This window comes from Rathayibacter sp. VKM Ac-2754 (genome assembly GCF_009807095.1).
Taxonomy (GTDB): Bacteria; Actinomycetota; Actinomycetes; order Actinomycetales; family Microbacteriaceae; genus Rathayibacter.
In genome coordinates, this window is record NZ_WUCC01000014.1 from 14,389 (window position 1) to 30,595 (window position 16,207).

Below are 16,207 nucleotides of genomic sequence, written 5' to 3' on the forward strand. Positions count from 1 at the left end.
CTCCTGCTGGTTCGGGGGAGAAGAAGGGGAAGAAGAGGGGAGGCGAAGGCTCTCAGGTTCGACGGTATCGCACGCCCGATGCGGACCCGTTCGTTGTCACCGAACGGGGGAGGAACCGCCGAGTTCGAGGAGTCGGTTGAGGTAGGCGCCGTAGCCGCTCTTGACCAGCGGTGCCGCGAGGGTCGAGAGCTGGGTGTCGTCGATCCAGCCGTGGCGCCAGGCGATCTCCTCGATGCAGCCGATCTTGAACCCCTGACGCTGCTCGATCACCCGTACGAACTCCGTCGCCTCGATCATCGAGTCGAACGTGCCCGTGTCCAGCCACGCCGTGCCCCGATCCAGGACCTGCACGTTCAAGGTGCCCGCCTCGAGGTACCGCTCGTTGACGGTCGAGATCTCCAGCTCACCCCGCGCGGAGGGCTGGATGGTCTTCGCGATCGCCACGATGTCGTTGTCGTAGAAGTAGAGCCCCGGTACCGCGTAGTTCGACTTGGGCCTCTCGGGCTTCTCCTCGATCGACAGCGCGTGGAAGTCCGCATCGAACTCGACCACCCCGTAGGCCCGCGGATCCGCGACCTGGTACGCGAAGATCACCGCACCCTTCACATCGGTGTTCGCCGCGAGAGCGGTGCCCAACGCGGTCCCGTGGAAGATGTTGTCGCCCAGCACCAGCGCGACCGAGTCGCCGCCGATGAAGTCCTCACCGATCAGGAACGCCTGCGCCAACCCGTCCGGCGACTCCTGCACCGCATACGAGATCGACATGCCCAGCGCCGACCCGTCACCCAGCAGGGCGCGGAACTGGTCGTTGTACTCCGGGGTCGTGATCACGAGCACCTCATCGATCCCGGCCATCATCAGCGTCGACAGCGGGTAGTAGATCATCGGCTTGTCGTAGATCGGCATCAACTGCTTCGAGATGCCCTTCGTGATCGGCCACAACCGCGACCCCGAACCACCCGCCAGGATGATCCCCTTCACGACTGCGACCCGGTCGATCCGGCCGGCTGGCAGGTGGACGTCGGGCGCTGAGAGGCGGTTGGCGCGAATGGGGGGAGGTTCACGGTCGACGACCCTATGCGGTCCGTGTTTCCGTCCGGTTGCGGCGGGCGCGAAGAGAACGCTTTCCTGGCGCTGATCGTGGCCCCAGTTCGGAAGGCACCGGGGGCCTCCAACTCTCGCGGCGCCCCCGCCGGTATCATTGCCGCGTTATGGCTCGCATCTACGACTGCTCCGTCGACACCGACCTCCTCACCGGCACCCGTCTCGCTCGGACGGCGATCGGCCGTGGCGAGCTCGTCGTGATCCCCACCGACACCGTCTACGGCGTGGCGGCGAACGCGTTCGACGCGGCCGCCGTCCAGCGCCTGCTCGACGCGAAGGGACGGACCAGGCAGTCGCCGCCTCCCGTGCTGATCGGCGATCTCGCGGCGCTCGACGCGCTCGCCGAGAACGTTCCCGAGCCCGTCCGCGAGCTGGCGAAGGCCTTCTGGCCCGGCGGGCTCACGATCGTGCTGCACGCGCAGCCGTCGCTGGTCTGGGACCTGGGGGAGACCCGCGGGACCGTCGCCTTGCGCATGCCCGACAACCCCGTCACGATCGAGCTGCTCGCCGAGACCGGCCCGCTCGCGGTGTCGTCGGCGAACAAGACCGGGCAGTCCTCCGCCACCACGGCCCAGGAGGCGTTCGACCAGCTCGGCGACGCGGTCGACGTCTACCTCGACGCGGGAGCGGCCGGCACGCGCTACGCGGATCGCCCGACGGGCGCCAGCGAGTCCTCCACCATCGTCGACGCCACGGCGCTGAGCTTCGAGGGCGGCACGCTGCGCATCCTCCGCCAGGGCGTCGTCTCGGCCGAGCAGATCCGCGAGGTCATCGGCGACCTGCTGCCGGATCCCGACAGTGACGCCTCCGCAGTGCCGTCCTACGACGCGTCGACCGACACCTCTCTTCCCGACGCGGAGGCGGACGAGCCCGCAGTGTCGAACGAGCCTGCAGCATCGGATGAGCCCGCACCGTCGGACCAGCCCGCGCCGAGCGCGCGCCCCGACTGGGCGTCCGGCGCCCGCCTGCAGGACGAGCCGGCGGCGAGCGGACGCGCGCGCCCCGACTCCGCTCCGGGTGAGTAGCCGATGATCACCTTCGCCCTCGTCTCGCTCGCTGTCGCGATCGTGACCGGCGCCCTGTCCTTCGTGATCTGGAAGCTGAGCCTGAAGTACCGGCTCTACCCCAAGATCCGGGTCAGGGACATGCACACGCGGCCGACGCCCCGACTCGGCGGCATCGCGATGTTCCTCGGGATCGTGGTCGGCTTCGCGATCGCCTCGCAGCTGCCCTACTTCCGGCTGGTGTTCTCGAATCCGGAGCCGATCCTCGCGATCCTCGGCGCGAGCCTCCTCATCGTGCTCATCGGCGTGGCCGACGACATCTGGGACCTCGACTGGACGACGAAGCTGGCGGGCCAGCTGATCGCGGCCGGCCTGATCGCGTGGAAGGGCGTGCAGATCGTCTCGCTGCCCATCGGCGGGCTCACGGTCGGCTCCCCGTGGATGTCGCTCATCATCACGGTGCTCGCGATCGTCCTCGTGACCAACGCCCTCAACTTCATCGACGGCCTCGACGGCCTCGTCGCCGGCGTCGCTCTCATCTCCAACGGCGTGTTCTTCCTCTACAGCTACCTGCTCGTGCAGCAGACCTCGCCGACGGACTACTTCAACCTCGCCTCGCTGATCGCGGTCGTGCTGGTCGGCGCCTGCGCCGGCTTCCTGCCGATCAACTGGCGGCCGGCGAAGATGTTCATGGGCGACGGGGGAGCGCTGCTCGTCGGAATGCTGATGGCGACCTCGGCCATCGCGGTGACGGGGCAGATCGACCCGGCTCAGCTGGCGGCGAAGGAGCTGCTCCCCGCGTTCATCCCGATCATCCTGCCGTTCGCGATCCTGGTCGTGCCGCTGATGGACTTCGGGCTCGCGGTGTTCAGGAGGCTGCGCGCCGGCAAGTCGCCGTTCAGCGCCGACCGCAAGCACCTCCACCACCGCCTGCTCGACATGGGGCACTCGCACCTGCACGCCGTCCTCATCTTCTACGCGTGGACCGCCGTCATCGCCTTCAGCTGCCTGCTGATGTTCGTCGTCGACGTGCTGTGGGTCCCGCTCGTGTTCCTCGCGGTGGGCCTGCTCGCCTGCACGATCGTGACGCTCGCCCCGCTCAGCCGGCGCAAGCGGCTCGAGGCGGCTGCCCAGCTCGCCGAGGCCTCGCCCGTCCTCGACCCCCTCGACCGCGCCTCCGAGCCCGGTCGTCCGTCCGCCGCGCTCCCGCTCGGTCGTGACACGACAGCGTCGCCCGCGGCGCGGAAAGAAGCATCATGACCGGAGAGAACCCGGCCGCCGTCCGTCAGCAGCCCGCCTCGGTGCCCGTCCTGCGCCGCACCCTCGTCATCGGAGGCGTCTTCGTCCTCGCCCTGGCGGTGATCGGTGCCGTCGTCGGCTTCCTCGCCGCCGGAGCGGAGGGTGCGCTCGGCGCCCTGCTCGGCGCGATCGTCGGGGGAGTGATGGTCGCCCTGACCGCCGCGAGCATCCTCGTCGCCAACCGCCTCGACATCGGCGGCTTCTTCGCTGTCGTCCTCGGCACGTGGCTGGCCAAGTTCGTGCTCTTCATCATCGCGGCCCTGGTGCTGCGCGATCAGCCCTGGCTGAACAGCACGGCGATGTTCGTCACGATCATCGTCGCCGTGCTCGGATCGCTCGTGATCGACGTCCTGGTGGTCTCGCGCTCGCGCATCCCGAACGTCAGCGACATCGCTCGATGAGCGGCAGCCGAGTGCTTTCTGAGAGCCTCGCGATTCGGCTCTCAGGCCGTTCTGTTGCTACAGTAGGGATGAATCCGCAGGCGAACGTGTCCTCAGGTCGTCTCATCGTTGATGTCGGCCGTCGAGTACGAACGCCGACCCAGCGGATGACCCCACCTTTCGTCGTCGCGAGAGCGTTGCGTCCGAATGATTCGATTCGGTCGGCTGCAACGTGCCACGCCCCGAATTCCAGGAGCTAGCGCTGTTTGCTAACGCTGTGACCCTGTTGGTCTCGACCTCGACCGGTGAGAGTGACTTCCACACCCCGTCGATCTCCGAGTTCTTCCCGCCCGGATTCCTCTTCGAGGGATCCCCATTCGAGATCAACCGCGTCATGCTGGTCCGCTTCATCGCGGTCATCGCACTGATGCTGTTCTTCTACTTCGGGACGCGCAGGATGCGCATCGTCCCGGGCCGCTTCCAGAGCATCGTCGAGATGGCCTTCGACTTCGTGCGCGTCACGATCGCCAAGGACATCCTCGGCGAGAAGGACGCCCGTCGCTTCCTCCCCATCCTGGTCACGATCTTCTTCGCGATCCTCTCGATGAACCTGACCGGCATCGTGCCGTTCCTGAACATCGCGGGCACCTCGGTGGTCGGGATGCCGCTGTTCCTCGGCCTGGTCGCGTACGTCACCTTCATCTACGCCGGCATCAAGGACCGCGGGATGGGCTTCTTCAAGAACGCCCTGTTCCCGCCCGGGGCCCCGTTCCTCATCTACTTCATCCTCACGCCGATCGAGCTGCTGCAGACGTTCATCATCCGTCCGCTCTCGCTCGCGCTCCGACTCGTGATGAACATGATCGTCGGGCACCTCCTCCTGGTGCTGTGCTTCTCTGCGACGCAGTTCTTCCTCTTCAGCTCGCAGGTCGACCCGGGCTTCAAGCTCTTCGGCATCCTGACCTTCGGCTTCGGAGGCGCGTTCACGCTCTTCGAGCTCCTGGTCGCCGTCCTGCAGGCCTACATCTTCACGCTCCTCACCGCGGTCTACATCCAGTTGGCCGTCGCCGAGGAGCACTGACCCCTCAACTCACGGGCTCCCGCCCGTTCTCACGATCCCCCCACTGAAAGGACCCACTCGTGGACTCAGTCACCGTTCTCGCCGAACTCACCGGCAACATCGCGACGGTCGGTTACGGCCTCGCAGCGATCGGCCCCGGCATCGGTGTCGGCATCGTCGCGGGCAAGACCGTCGAGGCCATGGCGCGCCAGCCCGAGATGGCCGGCCGCCTCCAGACCACGATGTTCCTGGGCATCGCGTTCACCGAGGTGCTCGCGCTCATCGGCCTCGCCACCTACTTCATCTTCGCGGCGTAGTCGTGATCAGCACCGCTGTGAACATCGCTGCGGGAGAAGGTGACGTTCCCGAGATCATCCTGATCCCGGAGTTCTACGACTTCTTCTGGTCGGGGGTGATCTTCCTCATCCTCCTGTTCTTCTTCTGGAAGCTGGTCCTGCCGCGCCTCCAGAAGCTCCTCGACGACCGCTCCGCGGCCATCGAGGGGAACATCGCGAAGGCGGACGAGGCTCAGCGTCAGGCTGAGGCAGCCCTCGAGAGGTACACCGCTCAGCTGGCCGAGGCTCGCGCCGAGGCCGGAGTGATCCGCGAGAAGGCGAACGCCGACGGCAACGCGATCGTGGCGGCGAAGAAGGAGCAGGCGCAGGTCGAGGCCGAGCGCATCCTCCAGAACGCGCACGCCCAGATCGAGGCCGACCGCCAGGCGGCCGTTGTCGCTCTGCGCTCCGAAGTCGGAACCCTCGCCATCGACCTCGCCTCCGGCGTGATCGGCGAGAGCCTCAACGACGACGCGAAGGCGTCCGCGATCGTGGACCGCTTCCTCGCCGACCTCGAGGCCTCGGAGAAGGCGAGCAGCTGATGGGCAGCGCGTCAAGGCAGGCACTCGCATCGGCGAAGGCGGAGCTCTCCGCCCTCGGCGGTCAGGCGTCCCTCGACACGGCGCAGCAGCTCTTCGAGGCGGCTCGGGTCATCGACGGGCAGGCGCAGCTGCGCTCCGCCCTGTCCGACCCGAGCGCCGAGGCGGACCTCAAGCGTGCGCTCGTCGCCCGCGTGTTCGGTCCGTTCGGCGAGCCGGCCAAGCGCCTGCTCACCGTCGTGGTGGGTCACCGCTGGTCGAGCTCGAGCGACCTCGTCGCCGGGATCGAGGAGGTAGGGGTCCGTGCGATCGCCGCCTCCGCTCCCGCGGACGTCTCGCTCGAGACCGAGCTGCAGGCCTTCGGGGCCGTCGTGTCGTCGGACGCTCAGCTCGAGCTCGCGCTCGGCAGCAAGCTCGCCGCGGCCGACTCGAAGGTGGCGCTCGTGCAGCGGCTCCTCGAGGGCAAGGCCTCGGCCGAGACCCTCGCCATCCTCCGTCAGCTGATCGCGCACCCGCGCGGCCGGCGCATCCCCGAGCTCGTCCGCTTCGCCGCGGGCGTCGTGGCCGACCAGGGCGGATTCACCATCGCCACGGTCTCGGTCGCCGCACCGCTCGCCCCCGGGCAGCTCGACCGGCTCCGCTCGGCGCTCTCGCGTCAGTACAGCCGACCGGTCTCCGTCAACGTGCTGGTCGACCCCTCCCTCCTGGGCGGGATGCGACTGCACGTCGGCGACGAGGTCATCGACGGGACCGTGTCCGCGCGGCTCTCCGACCTGAAGCTCCAGCTCGCGTCCTGACGGGCGCACGTATCCTCAGGGAGCGGCTCGCGCCGCCTCCGACCCCCGCACCATCCAGGTCAGGCCCCGACGACCGCTTCGGCTCGCACGGACCCAACGAATAGGAATTCCCATGGCAGATATCACCATCAGCCCGGATGAGATCCGCGACGCGCTGAAGGACTTCGTCTCGTCGTACGAGCCGGGCAAGGCCTCCACCACCGAGGTCGGCTACGTCATCGACGCCGCCGACGGCATCGCCCACGTCGAGGGCCTCCCCGGCGTCATGGCCAACGAGCTGATCCGCTTCTCGAACGGCGTCCTGGGCCTCGCCCAGAACCTCGACGAGAACGAGATCGGCGTCGTCGTACTCGGAGAGTTCTCCGGCATCGAGGAGGGCATGGAGGTCACCCGCACGGGCGAGGTCCTCTCGGTCCCCGTCGGAGACGGCTACCTCGGCCGCGTCGTCGACCCGCTCGGCAACCCGATCGACGGACTGGGCGACATCGCCTCCGAGGGTCGTCGCGCCCTCGAGCTCCAGGCGCCCGGCGTCATGTCGCGCAAGTCGGTCCACGAGCCGCTGCAGACCGGCATCAAGGCCATCGACGCGATGATCCCCGTCGGCCGCGGCCAGCGTCAGCTGATCATCGGCGACCGCCAGACCGGCAAGACGGCCATCGCGATCGACACGATCATCAACCAGAAGGCCAACTGGGAGTCGGGCGACACCAACAAGCAGGTGCGCTGCATCTACGTCGCCATCGGCCAGAAGGGCTCGACCATCGCCTCGGTGAAGGGCGCGCTCGAGGACGCCGGAGCGATGGAGTACACGACGATCGTCGCGTCCCCCGCCTCCGACCCCGCCGGCTTCAAGTACCTCGCCCCCTACACCGGCTCGGCCATCGGCCAGCACTGGATGTACGGCGGCAAGCACGTCCTGATCATCTTCGACGACCTGTCGAAGCAGGCCGAGGCCTACCGCGCCGTGTCGCTCCTCCTGCGCCGCCCGCCGGGACGCGAGGCGTACCCCGGCGACGTGTTCTACCTGCACTCCCGCCTGCTCGAGCGCTGCGCGAAGCTGTCGGACGAGCTCGGCGCCGGCTCGATGACGGGGCTTCCGATCATCGAGACCAAGGCGAACGACGTCTCGGCCTACATCCCGACCAACGTGATCTCTATCACCGACGGCCAGATCTTCCTCCAGTCCGACCTCTTCAACGCCAACCAGCGTCCGGCGGTCGACGTGGGAATCTCGGTCTCGCGAGTCGGCGGTGACGCCCAGGTCAAGTCGATCAAGAAGGTCTCGGGAACGCTGAAGCTCGAGCTGGCGCAGTACCGCTCGCTCGAGGCGTTCGCGATGTTCGCGTCCGACCTCGACGCCGCCTCGCGCCGTCAGCTCGCCCGCGGCGCCCGCCTGACCGAGCTGCTCAAGCAGCCGCAGTACTCGCCGTACCCCGTCGAGGAGCAGGTCGTCTCGATCTGGGCCGGAACGAACGGCAAGCTCGACGAGGTGCCCGTCTCGGACGTCCTGCGCTTCGAGCGCGAGCTGCTCGACTACCTGGGCCGCAACACCCAGGTTCTGAGCACCCTCCGCGACACCAACGTCCTCTCGGACGACACGGTCGCCGAGCTGAACCGCGCCGTCGACGGCTTCAAGCTCGAGTTCCAGACGGGTGAGGGCAAGCCGCTCGCCTCCGTCGGACGCGAGGAGCACCAGGCGATCTCGGCTGACGAGGTCGGCCAGGAGAAGATCGTGAAGGGCCGCCGCTAAACCAGCGGCACCCCCACGATTCGAGACACAAGGACTACAGGAGACACATGGGAGCGCAACTTCGGGTCTACCGGTCGAAGATCCGTTCGGCCCAGACGACCAAGAAGATCACTCGGGCCATGGAGCTGATCTCGGCCTCGCGCATCCAGAAGGCGCAGAACCGCGTCGCTGCTGCAGCCCCGTACTCGAACGCGATCACGCGGGCCGTGTCGGCCGTCGCGACCTACTCGAACGTCGAGCACCCGCTCACGACCGAGCGCGAGAAGCTCGACACGGCCGCGATCGTGATCTTCACCTCCGACCGCGGACTCGCGGGCGCCTTCTCCTCGAGCGTGCTCAAGGAGGCGGAGGAGCTCGCTGCGCTCCTCCGCAGTGAGGGCAAGCAGGTCGTGTTCTACCTCGTCGGCCGCAAGGCCAACGCGTACTTCTCGTTCCGGAAGCGCCCGAGCGTGCGCGTCTGGACCGGAGGGACCGACCAGCCCGTCTTCGAGACGGCGAAGGAGATCGCGGACGCCGTGGTCGAGGCGTACAACCTCGACGACGAGGAGGGCGGCGTGGACGAGATCCACCTCGTCTACAACCGCTTCGTCAGCATGGTCACCCAGCAGCCGACCGTCGTTCGGCTCCTGCCGCTCGAGGTCGTCGAGGGCGCGGAGGATCAGAACACCGACCTCTACCCGCTGTACGAGTTCGAGCCCGACCCCGAGACGGTCCTCGACCGCCTCCTGCCGGTGTACGTCGAGAGCCGCATCTTCAACGCGATGCTGCAGTCGGCGGCGTCGGAGCACGCGGCACGTCAGAAGGCGATGAAGTCGGCGAGCGACAACGCCGACACGCTCATCAAGACCTACACGCGCCTCGCCAACAACGCGCGCCAGACCGAGATCACGCAGCAGATCGCCGAGATCGTCGGCGGCGCCGACGCCCTGTCGTCCAGCAAGTAGACGGCTCTCCTCCCCAGACATGAAGACTCCGCCCTCCGGGAGCGGTGAGACCCAGAAGGAAGAAGCAATGACACTGACCGCACCTGAGGCGGCGACCGGGACTCCGGGCGGGGCCGTCGGCCGTATCGCCCGCGTCACCGGCCCCGTCGTTGACATCGAGTTCCCCCACGACGCGATCCCCGAGGTCTACAACGCGCTCTACACGCACGTCGAGGTCGAGGGCGTGTCGAGCAAGCTGACCTTCGAGGTCGCGCAGCACCTGGGCGACGACCTCGTCCGCGCCATCTCGCTCAACCCGACCGACGGACTCGTCCGCGGCCAGGAGGTCCACGACACCGGCCTGCCGATCTCGGTCCCGGTCGGCGACGTGACCAAGGGCAAGGTCTTCAACGTGATCGGCGAGGTGCTCAACGCCGACGCCGACGGCAAGATGAACGGCGAGTCGTTCGAGATCACCGAGCGCTGGCCCATCCACCGCAAGCCTCCGGCGTTCGACCAGCTCGAGTCCAAGACCGAGCTCTTCGAGACCGGCATCAAGGTCATCGACCTCCTCACCCCGTATGTGCAGGGCGGCAAGATCGGCCTGTTCGGCGGAGCGGGCGTCGGCAAGACCGTCCTCATCCAGGAGATGATCCAGCGCGTCGCGCAGGACCACGGTGGAGTGTCGGTGTTCGCCGGAGTGGGCGAGCGCACCCGTGAGGGCAACGACCTCATCGCCGAGATGGAGGAGGCGGGCGTCTTCGACAAGACCGCCCTCGTCTTCGGCCAGATGGACGAGCCGCCGGGAACCCGCCTCCGCGTCGCGCTCTCCGCGCTGACGATGGCGGAGTACTTCCGCGACGTGCAGAAGCAGGACGTGCTGCTCTTCATCGACAACATCTTCCGCTTCACGCAGGCCGGCTCGGAGGTGTCGACCCTGCTGGGCCGCATGCCCTCCGCGGTGGGCTACCAGCCGAACCTCGCCGACGAGATGGGTGTGCTCCAGGAGCGCATCACGTCGACCCGCGGACACTCGATCACCTCGCTGCAGGCGATCTACGTCCCCGCGGACGACTACACCGACCCGGCGCCGGCGACCACGTTCGCGCACCTCGATGCGACCACCGAGCTCTCCCGTGAGATCGCGTCGAAGGGCCTCTACCCGGCCGTCGACCCGCTGACCTCGACCTCGCGCATCCTCGACCCCCGCTACCTGGGCGCCGACCACTACCGCGTGGCCACGAACGTCAAGCAGATCCTCCAGAAGAACAAGGAGCTGCAGGAGATCATCGCGATCCTCGGTGTCGACGAGCTCTCGGAGGAGGACAAGATCACGGTGTCGCGTGCGCGCCGGATCCAGCAGTTCCTCTCGCAGAACACCTACATGGCGAAGAAGTTCACCGGTGTCGAGGGCTCGACCGTCCCGCTGAAGGCCACGATCGAGTCGTTCGACGCGATCAGCAAGGGCGAGTTCGACCACGTGGCGGAGCAGGCGTTCTTCAACGTCGGCTCGATCTCGGACGTCGAGGAGAAGTGGGCTCAGATCCAGAAGGACAACGGCTGATCATGGCCGGCACCCTGAAGGTCAGCGTCGTCTCCGCGAACGCGGAGGTGTGGGCCGGTGAGGCTCGTCAGCTCACCGCTCGCACGGTCGAGGGCGAGATCGGCATCCTGGCCGGTCACGAGCCTCTGCTCGCGATCCTCGCGTCCGGCGAGGTCCGGGTGACGACCGTGGACGGCACGCGCATCACCGCGCAGGCCGACGACGGTTTCCTCTCGGTCGAGAACGACGTCGTGACGGTCGTCGCCCGCGAGGCGGCACTCGTCTGAACCATCGCCGCGTTGAGCGGCATCCGGAGGGGCCGGGCGATCATCGCGATCGCCCGGCCCCTCCGTCGTCCGTCCCCACTCGAGAAGGAGTCCCGTGCACGTCCTGCTGCCGCCGTCGGAGACCAAGCGGAGCGGCGGCTCGACGCCGTTCGTGCTCGAGGAGCTGGCGTTCCCGGAGTTGACGGAGCGGCGGGGGCTGCTCCGCGACGCCCTCGTCGAGCTCTCCCGCGACAGGGAGGCGTCGGCGCGCGCCCTCAAGCTCGGGCCGAGGCAGCTCGAGGAGATCGATCGGAACGCGGCGCTGACGGCACCGGTCGGGATGGCGGCGGTCGATCGCTTCGACGGGGTGCTCTTCGACGCGCTCGACGCGGGGTCGCTCGACGCCGAAGCGCGGGAGGCGCTCGGCCGGACCGTCCTCATCCAGTCGGCGCTGTGGGGGCCTGTCGGCGCGCTCGACGAGATCCCCGCGTACCGGCTCTCGCACGACTCGCGGATCCCCGGCTTCCCGCTGAAGCGCTGGTGGTCGCAGCCGGCCGCGGCCGTGCTCGCGGGTCTGGGCGGTCTCGTCCTGGATCTGAGGAGCGAGGCGTACGCCGCGCTCGGGCCGCTCGTCGCCGGGGAGGACCGCCGATTCGTGCGGGTGCGCTCGCGGGATGCTTCGGGGACGCTGCGGAATCTCAATCACTTCAACAAGCAGGGCAAGGGGCGATTCGTGCGAGCGCTCGTCGAGGACGGCGTGCAGACCGACTCGCTCGGGGAGCTCGCGGACTGGGCTCGAGGGCGCGGCTTCGAGCTGGCTCCGAACCGCGAGAGCGGCGAGCTCGACCTGGTGGTGCGCGAGGGCTGACGGCTCACGCCGCTCTGAAGCACCCCGCGAGATGGTCGTCGACGACGCCGGCCGACTGCAGCAGCGCGTACATCGTGGTGGGCCCGACGTAGCGGAAGCCGGCGGCGCGGAGGGCCTTCGACAGTGCCAGCGAGGCCGGGGTCGACGTCGGGATGTCGGCGAATGCCCTCGGCGCGACCGGGGCCGGGTCGTGGAACGACCAGACGAGCCGGTCGATCGCGTCCGCCCCGTCGCGGGCCTCGAGAGCGAGTGCCGCACGCGCGTTGTCGATGGTCGCCAGGATCTTGGCTCGGTTGCGGATGATGCCGGTGTCGTCCATGAGCCGGTCGACGTCCTCGTCGTCCATCTTCGAGACGGCCTCGAGGTCGAAGCCGTGGAACACCTCCCGGAAGCGGGGGCGCTTGCGCAGGATCGTGATCCACGACAGGCCGGACTGGAAGCCCTCGAGGCAGATCTTCTCGAAGAGCGGGCGATCGCCGTGGAGCGGGACGCCCCACTCCTCGTCGTGGTAGCGCCGGTACTCCGGGTCGGCTCCGCTCCAGGCGCACCGGACGCGTCCGTCGTCTCCTGCGACGAGACCGTCAGGCGCCGTCATCGGTGCGCGATCCCCTCGTGATCGAGCAGCCAGGCCTTCGTGGCGATGCCCTCGCCGGCGCTGAAGCCGGTGATCCGGCCGTCGCCCGCCAGCACCCGGTGGCAGCCCACGATGATCGGGATCGGATTCGCTCCGACCGCGCCTCCGATCGGACGCCCCGAGCGGAGCCGCCCGGTCGCCTGGCCGAGTGCTCCGTAAGAGGTGATCTCTCCCCAGGCGATGCGCTGCAGCTCCTCCCAGATCTCGAGCTGGAACGGCGTTCCCCGGAGGACGATCGGCAGATCGAAGCGACGGCGTTCGCCCGCGAAGTACTCGGCGAGCTGGTGTGCGGCCGTCTCGAGGATCGGCGCCTCGCTCTCCGGCAGGTGGTCGTGGGGGAGCACGCCGCCGCTCTCGATGAACAGCGACACGATGGCGTCGCCGTCGCTGCCGATCTCGATGCGGCCGAGCGGGCTGTCGACGCGACGGACGTGGAGGGGAGTCGTTCTCATGCTTCGAGAGTATCGACGGTCCCTCACCCCCTCTCGCGGGAATCGGACATCGGTGCAGAGGCCGGGTGCATTGCGGTCTGGGGAGGAGCGAGGCGTGCGCGCGGTCCGATTCCTCCACAGGGCCGGATCGCTCGATCTCTCTCCCGATAGGAGGGATGACCCCGCGACGCGGTCCGCTTCAGCAGCACGATCTCGGCATGACCCTCACAGCACTCGCACCCCACCGCACCCACCACAGCGTCCTCGCCGCCATCCCGGATCTCGTCGGCTTCGCGCCCCGCGAGAGTCTGGTCCTCGTTCCCTTCCGGGGCGGCAGAGCGACGGGAGCGCTCCGCTTCGACCTCCCCGAGGGCGATGCGACGACCTGCGCTCGGGCGTTCCTCGGTGCGCTCGGCCGCTTCGGTCGTGCGGAGTCCGTCGTCGCCGTCCTCTACCGAGATCGCGTCGCCGCGCCGTCCGACCACGCGTTCGCCGACGCCCTCGCCTCCGCGGCTCGACACGTGCGGATCGACGCGTTCGACGTGGTGATCGTGTCGGGATCGCCCGGTGGTCAGCGCAGTCGACCGCCCGTGCAGGCGGGGCCGCGCGAGGGCACGGAACGACAGCTGCTCCCGGACGTCCCCCGGGACGACGTCCTCGCCGTCGGCGCGCAGGTCGACGCGCTGCTCGACCGGCATCCGCGCGCGGAGCTGCCCGCACCCGTCCGAGCGAGTGTGGACGCGCTGCTCCGACGTGCGGCAGCGGGGAGTCGCGGTGAGCTGCGGCACGCCGCCCTCGCCGCGCTCATCGTCTGCGCGCAGAGGCCCGGATGGTGCCGGCATGCGCTCCGGATCGTCTCCGCCGGCACCCGGACGCCATCCGGCGAGCTGCTGGCGCTCGTCGGTGCCGCCGCGGTGTCAGCACCCGCGACCGAGCGCGTGCCCGTGCTCGTCGTGTTCGCGTCCCTGTCGTGGGCGGCAGGCCGACGCGACGATGCCGTCCGCCTGGCCGCGTGGGCGGCTCGCTCCGATCCGCACGACCCCGATGCCCGAGCACTGGTCTGCGCTCTGCAGCAGTCGGCGGAGGCGCCGTGGCGGAGCAGCGCGGACCGCGCCGCGTGACTCCGCCACGGGCCGTCGCGTCAGAGTCGCGCCCAGGCCTCGGTCAGGACGCCGCGGAGGATCTGCTCGATCTCGTCGAACTCCTTCGGCCCGATCGTGAGCGGAGGCGCGAGCTGCACGACGGGGTCGCCGCGGTCGTCGGCCCGGCAGTAGAGCCCGGCGTCGAACAGTGCCTTCGACATGAATCCGCGGAGCAGGCGCTCGGACTCGTCGTCGTCGAACGTCTCCTTCGTAGCCTTGTCCTTGACGAGCTCGATCCCGAAGAAGTAGCCCGCACCGCGGACGTCGCCGACGATCGGCAGGTCGAGCAGCTTCTCGAGAGTCGAGCGGAAGATCGGCGAGTTCTCGCGGACGCGCTCGTTGAGCTTCTCCTCCTCGAAGATGTCGAGGTTCTCGAGCGCGACCGCCGCCGAGACGGGGTGGCCGCCGAAGGTGTAGCCGTGCGGGAAGGACGCCTGGCCGTGGCGGAACGGCTCGTAGATGCGGTCGCTGATGATCGTGGCGCCGATGGGGGAGTAGCCGCTGGTCATCCCCTTCGCGCAGGTGATCATGTCGGGCACGTAGCCGTACTCGTCGCAGGCGAACATGTGGCCGATGCGCCCGAAGGCGCAGATGACCTCGTCCGAGACGAGCAGGACGTCGTGGCGATTGCAGATCTCGCGGACCCGCTGGAAGTAGCCGGGAGGCGGCGGGAAGCAGCCGCCGGAGTTCTGCACCGGCTCGAGGAACACGGCGGCGACCGTCTCGGGCCCCTCGAACTCGATCATCTCCTCGATGCGGTCGGCAGCCCAGACGCCGAACGCCTCGAGGTCGTCGCCGTGCTCCGGCGCCCGGTAGAAGTTGGTGTTCGGCACGCGGAACCCGCCGGGGACGATGGGCTCGAACATCGCCTTCATCGCCGGGATGCCGGTGATGGCCAGCGCGCCCTGCGGGGTGCCGTGGTAGGCGACGGAGCGGGAGATGACCTTGTGCTTGCCCGGCTTGCCCTGGAGCTTCCAGAAGTGCTTCGCCAGCTTGAAGGCGGTCTCGACCGCCTCGCCTCCGCCGGTGGAGAAGAAGACGCGATTGAGATCGCCGGGCGCGTAGTCGGCGAGACGGTCGGCGAGCTCGATCGCCGAGGGCGTGGCGTACGACCAGAGGGGGAAGAACGAGAGCTCGGCGGCCTGCTTGGCCGCGGCCTCCGCGAGTCGGCGGCGCCCGTGCCCGGCATTCACGACGAAGAGGCCCGAGAGGCCGTCGAAGTACTTGCGCCCGGTGCTGTCCCAGATGTGGTGGCCCTCGCCCTTGGTGATGATCGGCACTCCGGCGCCGGAGTCCATCACCGACTGGCGGGTGAAGTGCATCCAGAGGTGGTCCTTCGCCTTCTGCTGGAGGGCGGAGTCGTCGATGCCCGCGGGTGCCTCGGCGCCGGTCACCGTCTCTCCGGTCTCGAGTCCGGCGGTCGAAAAAGCTGTATCGGTCATTGGTTACCGCGTTCCCCAGTTGTAGAACTGCTTGTGGAGTTTGAGATAGACGAAGGTCTCGGTCGACAGCACGCCCGGCAGCGAGCGGATCTCCTGGTTGAGCAGAGCGATCAGGTCGTCGTCGTTCTCGCAGACGACCTCGGCGAGGATGTCGAACGTGCCGGCGGTGAGGACGACGTAGTCGACAGCCGGGATCGCGGCCAGTCGATCCGCGACGTCCCGGGTGTCGCCCGTGACGCGCACTCCGATCATCGCCTGCCGGTAGAAGCCGAGCTGCATGGGGTCGGTCACCGCGACGATCTGCATGACTCCCGACTCGGTGAGCTTCTGCACGCGCTGGCGCACCGCGGCCTCGCTGAGGCCGACCGCCTTCCCGATCTCGGCGTACGAACGGCGTCCATCGGCCTGCAGCTGCTCGATGATCGCCTTCGACACGTCGTCGAGCTGGATCGGGCGCTGAGAAGGAGGGCGGGAGGGGGTCATGCGAGGATTCTGACAGTCCCACAGGGGCTGGGCAAGTGAATCCGTACACTCCGGGGTCGCGCGGAGCTGTATTCCACCGTCACGAGACGGGCGGGCCGAGGCGGGCCTCCTCGGGGCGGACGCCGCTCGAGGCGACCGCGTGTCCCGTCGGCCGGGCGCGGTCGCCGAGCCGTTACCATCGGAAGGTTCGTCCGGCCCCGAGGTGCG

Annotated in this window: 18 protein-coding genes; 13 read left to right on the forward strand and 5 right to left on the reverse strand. The window is 68.6% G+C overall.

All coding sequences use genetic code 11. The annotated features are described in order from the left end of the window. Positions 1-96 precede the first annotated feature (96 nt). Positions 97-981 (reverse strand): glucose-1-phosphate thymidylyltransferase RfbA, encoded by an 885-nt coding sequence (gene rfbA / locus GRS92_RS17345; RefSeq protein ID WP_159859113.1) that lies wholly within the window; start codon positions 979-981, stop codon positions 97-99. A gap of 230 nt (positions 982-1,211) precedes the next feature. On the opposite strand from rfbA, the gene GRS92_RS17350 reads away from it, so the two are divergent. The 12 genes from GRS92_RS17350 (at position 1,212) to GRS92_RS17405 (ending at position 11,868) form a co-directional block, all read left to right on the forward strand. After that, positions 1,212-2,129 (forward strand): L-threonylcarbamoyladenylate synthase, encoded by a 918-nt coding sequence (locus GRS92_RS17350; protein WP_159859116.1) that lies wholly within the window; start codon positions 1,212-1,214, stop codon positions 2,127-2,129. A 3-nt stretch (positions 2,130-2,132) separates the two neighbouring features. Next, positions 2,133-3,368 carry an MraY family glycosyltransferase gene (locus tag GRS92_RS17355; protein WP_159859119.1) on the forward strand — a complete coding sequence of 412 codons (1,236 nt, stop codon included), beginning with the start codon at positions 2,133-2,135 and terminating at the stop codon, positions 3,366-3,368. Then, positions 3,365-3,808, forward strand: a complete 444-nt coding sequence (locus GRS92_RS17360; protein WP_159859122.1) for a hypothetical protein — start codon at positions 3,365-3,367, stop codon at positions 3,806-3,808. Before GRS92_RS17355 ends, GRS92_RS17360 begins: the two co-directional genes overlap by 4 nt. A 256-nt stretch (positions 3,809-4,064) precedes the next feature. Next, positions 4,065-4,868: a F0F1 ATP synthase subunit A gene (atpB, locus tag GRS92_RS17365; protein WP_159859124.1), complete on the forward strand. Its 804-nt coding sequence runs from the start codon at positions 4,065-4,067 to the stop codon at positions 4,866-4,868. A gap of 59 nt (positions 4,869-4,927) precedes the next feature. Beyond that, a complete protein-coding gene (locus GRS92_RS17370) occupies positions 4,928-5,164 on the forward strand; it encodes an ATP synthase F0 subunit C (RefSeq protein WP_055794702.1) in 237 nt (78 codons plus the stop codon). A 2-nt stretch (positions 5,165-5,166) separates the two neighbouring features. Beyond that, complete coding sequence (locus GRS92_RS17375; RefSeq protein ID WP_159859127.1) at positions 5,167-5,724, forward strand: F0F1 ATP synthase subunit B; 558 nt, start codon at positions 5,167-5,169, stop codon at positions 5,722-5,724. Next, positions 5,724-6,518, forward strand: a complete 795-nt coding sequence (locus tag GRS92_RS17380; RefSeq protein WP_159859129.1) for a F0F1 ATP synthase subunit delta — start codon at positions 5,724-5,726, stop codon at positions 6,516-6,518. Before GRS92_RS17375 ends, GRS92_RS17380 begins: the two co-directional genes overlap by 1 nt. Positions 6,519-6,630: 112 nt before the next feature. Continuing rightward, positions 6,631-8,268 carry a F0F1 ATP synthase subunit alpha gene (gene atpA, locus GRS92_RS17385; protein ID WP_159859132.1) on the forward strand — a complete coding sequence of 546 codons (1,638 nt, stop codon included), beginning with the start codon at positions 6,631-6,633 and terminating at the stop codon, positions 8,266-8,268. A gap of 47 nt (positions 8,269-8,315) precedes the next feature. After that, complete coding sequence (locus tag GRS92_RS17390) at positions 8,316-9,212, forward strand: F0F1 ATP synthase subunit gamma (RefSeq protein ID WP_159859135.1); 897 nt, start codon at positions 8,316-8,318, stop codon at positions 9,210-9,212. 67 nt (positions 9,213-9,279) lie between these two features. Next, positions 9,280-10,755, forward strand: a complete 1,476-nt coding sequence (atpD, locus tag GRS92_RS17395) for a F0F1 ATP synthase subunit beta (protein ID WP_159859139.1) — start codon at positions 9,280-9,282, stop codon at positions 10,753-10,755. A 2-nt stretch (positions 10,756-10,757) separates the two neighbouring features. After that, positions 10,758-11,021: a F0F1 ATP synthase subunit epsilon gene (locus GRS92_RS17400; protein WP_159859142.1), complete on the forward strand. Its 264-nt coding sequence runs from the start codon at positions 10,758-10,760 to the stop codon at positions 11,019-11,021. A gap of 94 nt (positions 11,022-11,115) precedes the next feature. Beyond that, complete coding sequence (locus tag GRS92_RS17405) at positions 11,116-11,868, forward strand: YaaA family protein (RefSeq protein WP_159859145.1); 753 nt, start codon at positions 11,116-11,118, stop codon at positions 11,866-11,868. Positions 11,869-11,872: 4 nt separating this feature from the next. Here GRS92_RS17405 and GRS92_RS17410 read toward each other — a convergent pair whose 3' ends face one another. Next, complete coding sequence (locus GRS92_RS17410; RefSeq protein WP_159859148.1) at positions 11,873-12,463, reverse strand: DNA-3-methyladenine glycosylase I; 591 nt, start codon at positions 12,461-12,463, stop codon at positions 11,873-11,875. Beyond that, on the reverse strand, positions 12,460-12,954 hold the full coding sequence (locus GRS92_RS17415; RefSeq protein WP_159859151.1) for a methylated-DNA--[protein]-cysteine S-methyltransferase: 495 nt from the start codon (positions 12,952-12,954) through the stop codon (positions 12,460-12,462). Before GRS92_RS17415 ends, GRS92_RS17410 begins: the two co-directional genes overlap by 4 nt. 197 nt (positions 12,955-13,151) lie before the next feature. Between GRS92_RS17415 and GRS92_RS17420 the strand changes: the two genes are divergently transcribed. Then, positions 13,152-14,054, forward strand: a complete 903-nt coding sequence (locus GRS92_RS17420) for a DUF4192 family protein (protein WP_159859155.1) — start codon at positions 13,152-13,154, stop codon at positions 14,052-14,054. 20 nt (positions 14,055-14,074) lie between these two features. Here GRS92_RS17420 and GRS92_RS17425 read toward each other — a convergent pair whose 3' ends face one another. Together GRS92_RS17425 and GRS92_RS17430 are read right to left on the reverse strand one after the other, a co-directional pair. Beyond that, positions 14,075-15,517: an aspartate aminotransferase family protein gene (locus GRS92_RS17425; RefSeq protein ID WP_159859158.1), complete on the reverse strand. Its 1,443-nt coding sequence runs from the start codon at positions 15,515-15,517 to the stop codon at positions 14,075-14,077. Positions 15,518-15,520: 3 nt separating this feature from the next. Continuing rightward, a complete protein-coding gene (locus GRS92_RS17430) occupies positions 15,521-16,000 on the reverse strand; it encodes an Lrp/AsnC family transcriptional regulator (protein WP_159859161.1) in 480 nt (159 codons plus the stop codon). Positions 16,001-16,207: the final 207 nt, after the last annotated feature.

Excerpts from the sequence above, each read along its gene's own strand:
- GRS92_RS17350 (WP_159859116.1), top strand. The coding sequence starts at position 1,212 with ATGGCTCGCATCTACGACTGCTCCGTCGACACCGACCTCCTCACCGGC.
- GRS92_RS17355 (WP_159859119.1), top strand. The coding sequence starts at position 2,133 with ATGATCACCTTCGCCCTCGTCTCGCTCGCTGTCGCGATCGTGACCGGC.
- GRS92_RS17360 (WP_159859122.1), top strand. The coding sequence starts at position 3,365 with ATGACCGGAGAGAACCCGGCCGCCGTCCGTCAGCAGCCCGCCTCGGTG.
- GRS92_RS17380 (WP_159859129.1), top strand. The coding sequence starts at position 5,724 with ATGGGCAGCGCGTCAAGGCAGGCACTCGCATCGGCGAAGGCGGAGCTC.
- atpA (WP_159859132.1), top strand. The coding sequence starts at position 6,631 with ATGGCAGATATCACCATCAGCCCGGATGAGATCCGCGACGCGCTGAAG.
- GRS92_RS17390 (WP_159859135.1), top strand. The coding sequence starts at position 8,316 with ATGGGAGCGCAACTTCGGGTCTACCGGTCGAAGATCCGTTCGGCCCAG.
- atpD (WP_159859139.1), top strand. The coding sequence starts at position 9,280 with ATGACACTGACCGCACCTGAGGCGGCGACCGGGACTCCGGGCGGGGCC.
- GRS92_RS17400 (WP_159859142.1), top strand. The coding sequence starts at position 10,758 with ATGGCCGGCACCCTGAAGGTCAGCGTCGTCTCCGCGAACGCGGAGGTG.
- GRS92_RS17410 (WP_159859148.1), bottom strand. The coding sequence starts at position 12,463 with ATGACGGCGCCTGACGGTCTCGTCGCAGGAGACGACGGACGCGTCCGG.
- GRS92_RS17415 (WP_159859151.1), bottom strand. The coding sequence starts at position 12,954 with ATGAGAACGACTCCCCTCCACGTCCGTCGCGTCGACAGCCCGCTCGGC.
- GRS92_RS17420 (WP_159859155.1), top strand. The coding sequence starts at position 13,152 with ATGACCCTCACAGCACTCGCACCCCACCGCACCCACCACAGCGTCCTC.
- GRS92_RS17425 (WP_159859158.1), bottom strand. The coding sequence starts at position 15,517 with ATGACCGATACAGCTTTTTCGACCGCCGGACTCGAGACCGGAGAGACG.
- GRS92_RS17430 (WP_159859161.1), bottom strand. The coding sequence starts at position 16,000 with ATGACCCCCTCCCGCCCTCCTTCTCAGCGCCCGATCCAGCTCGACGAC.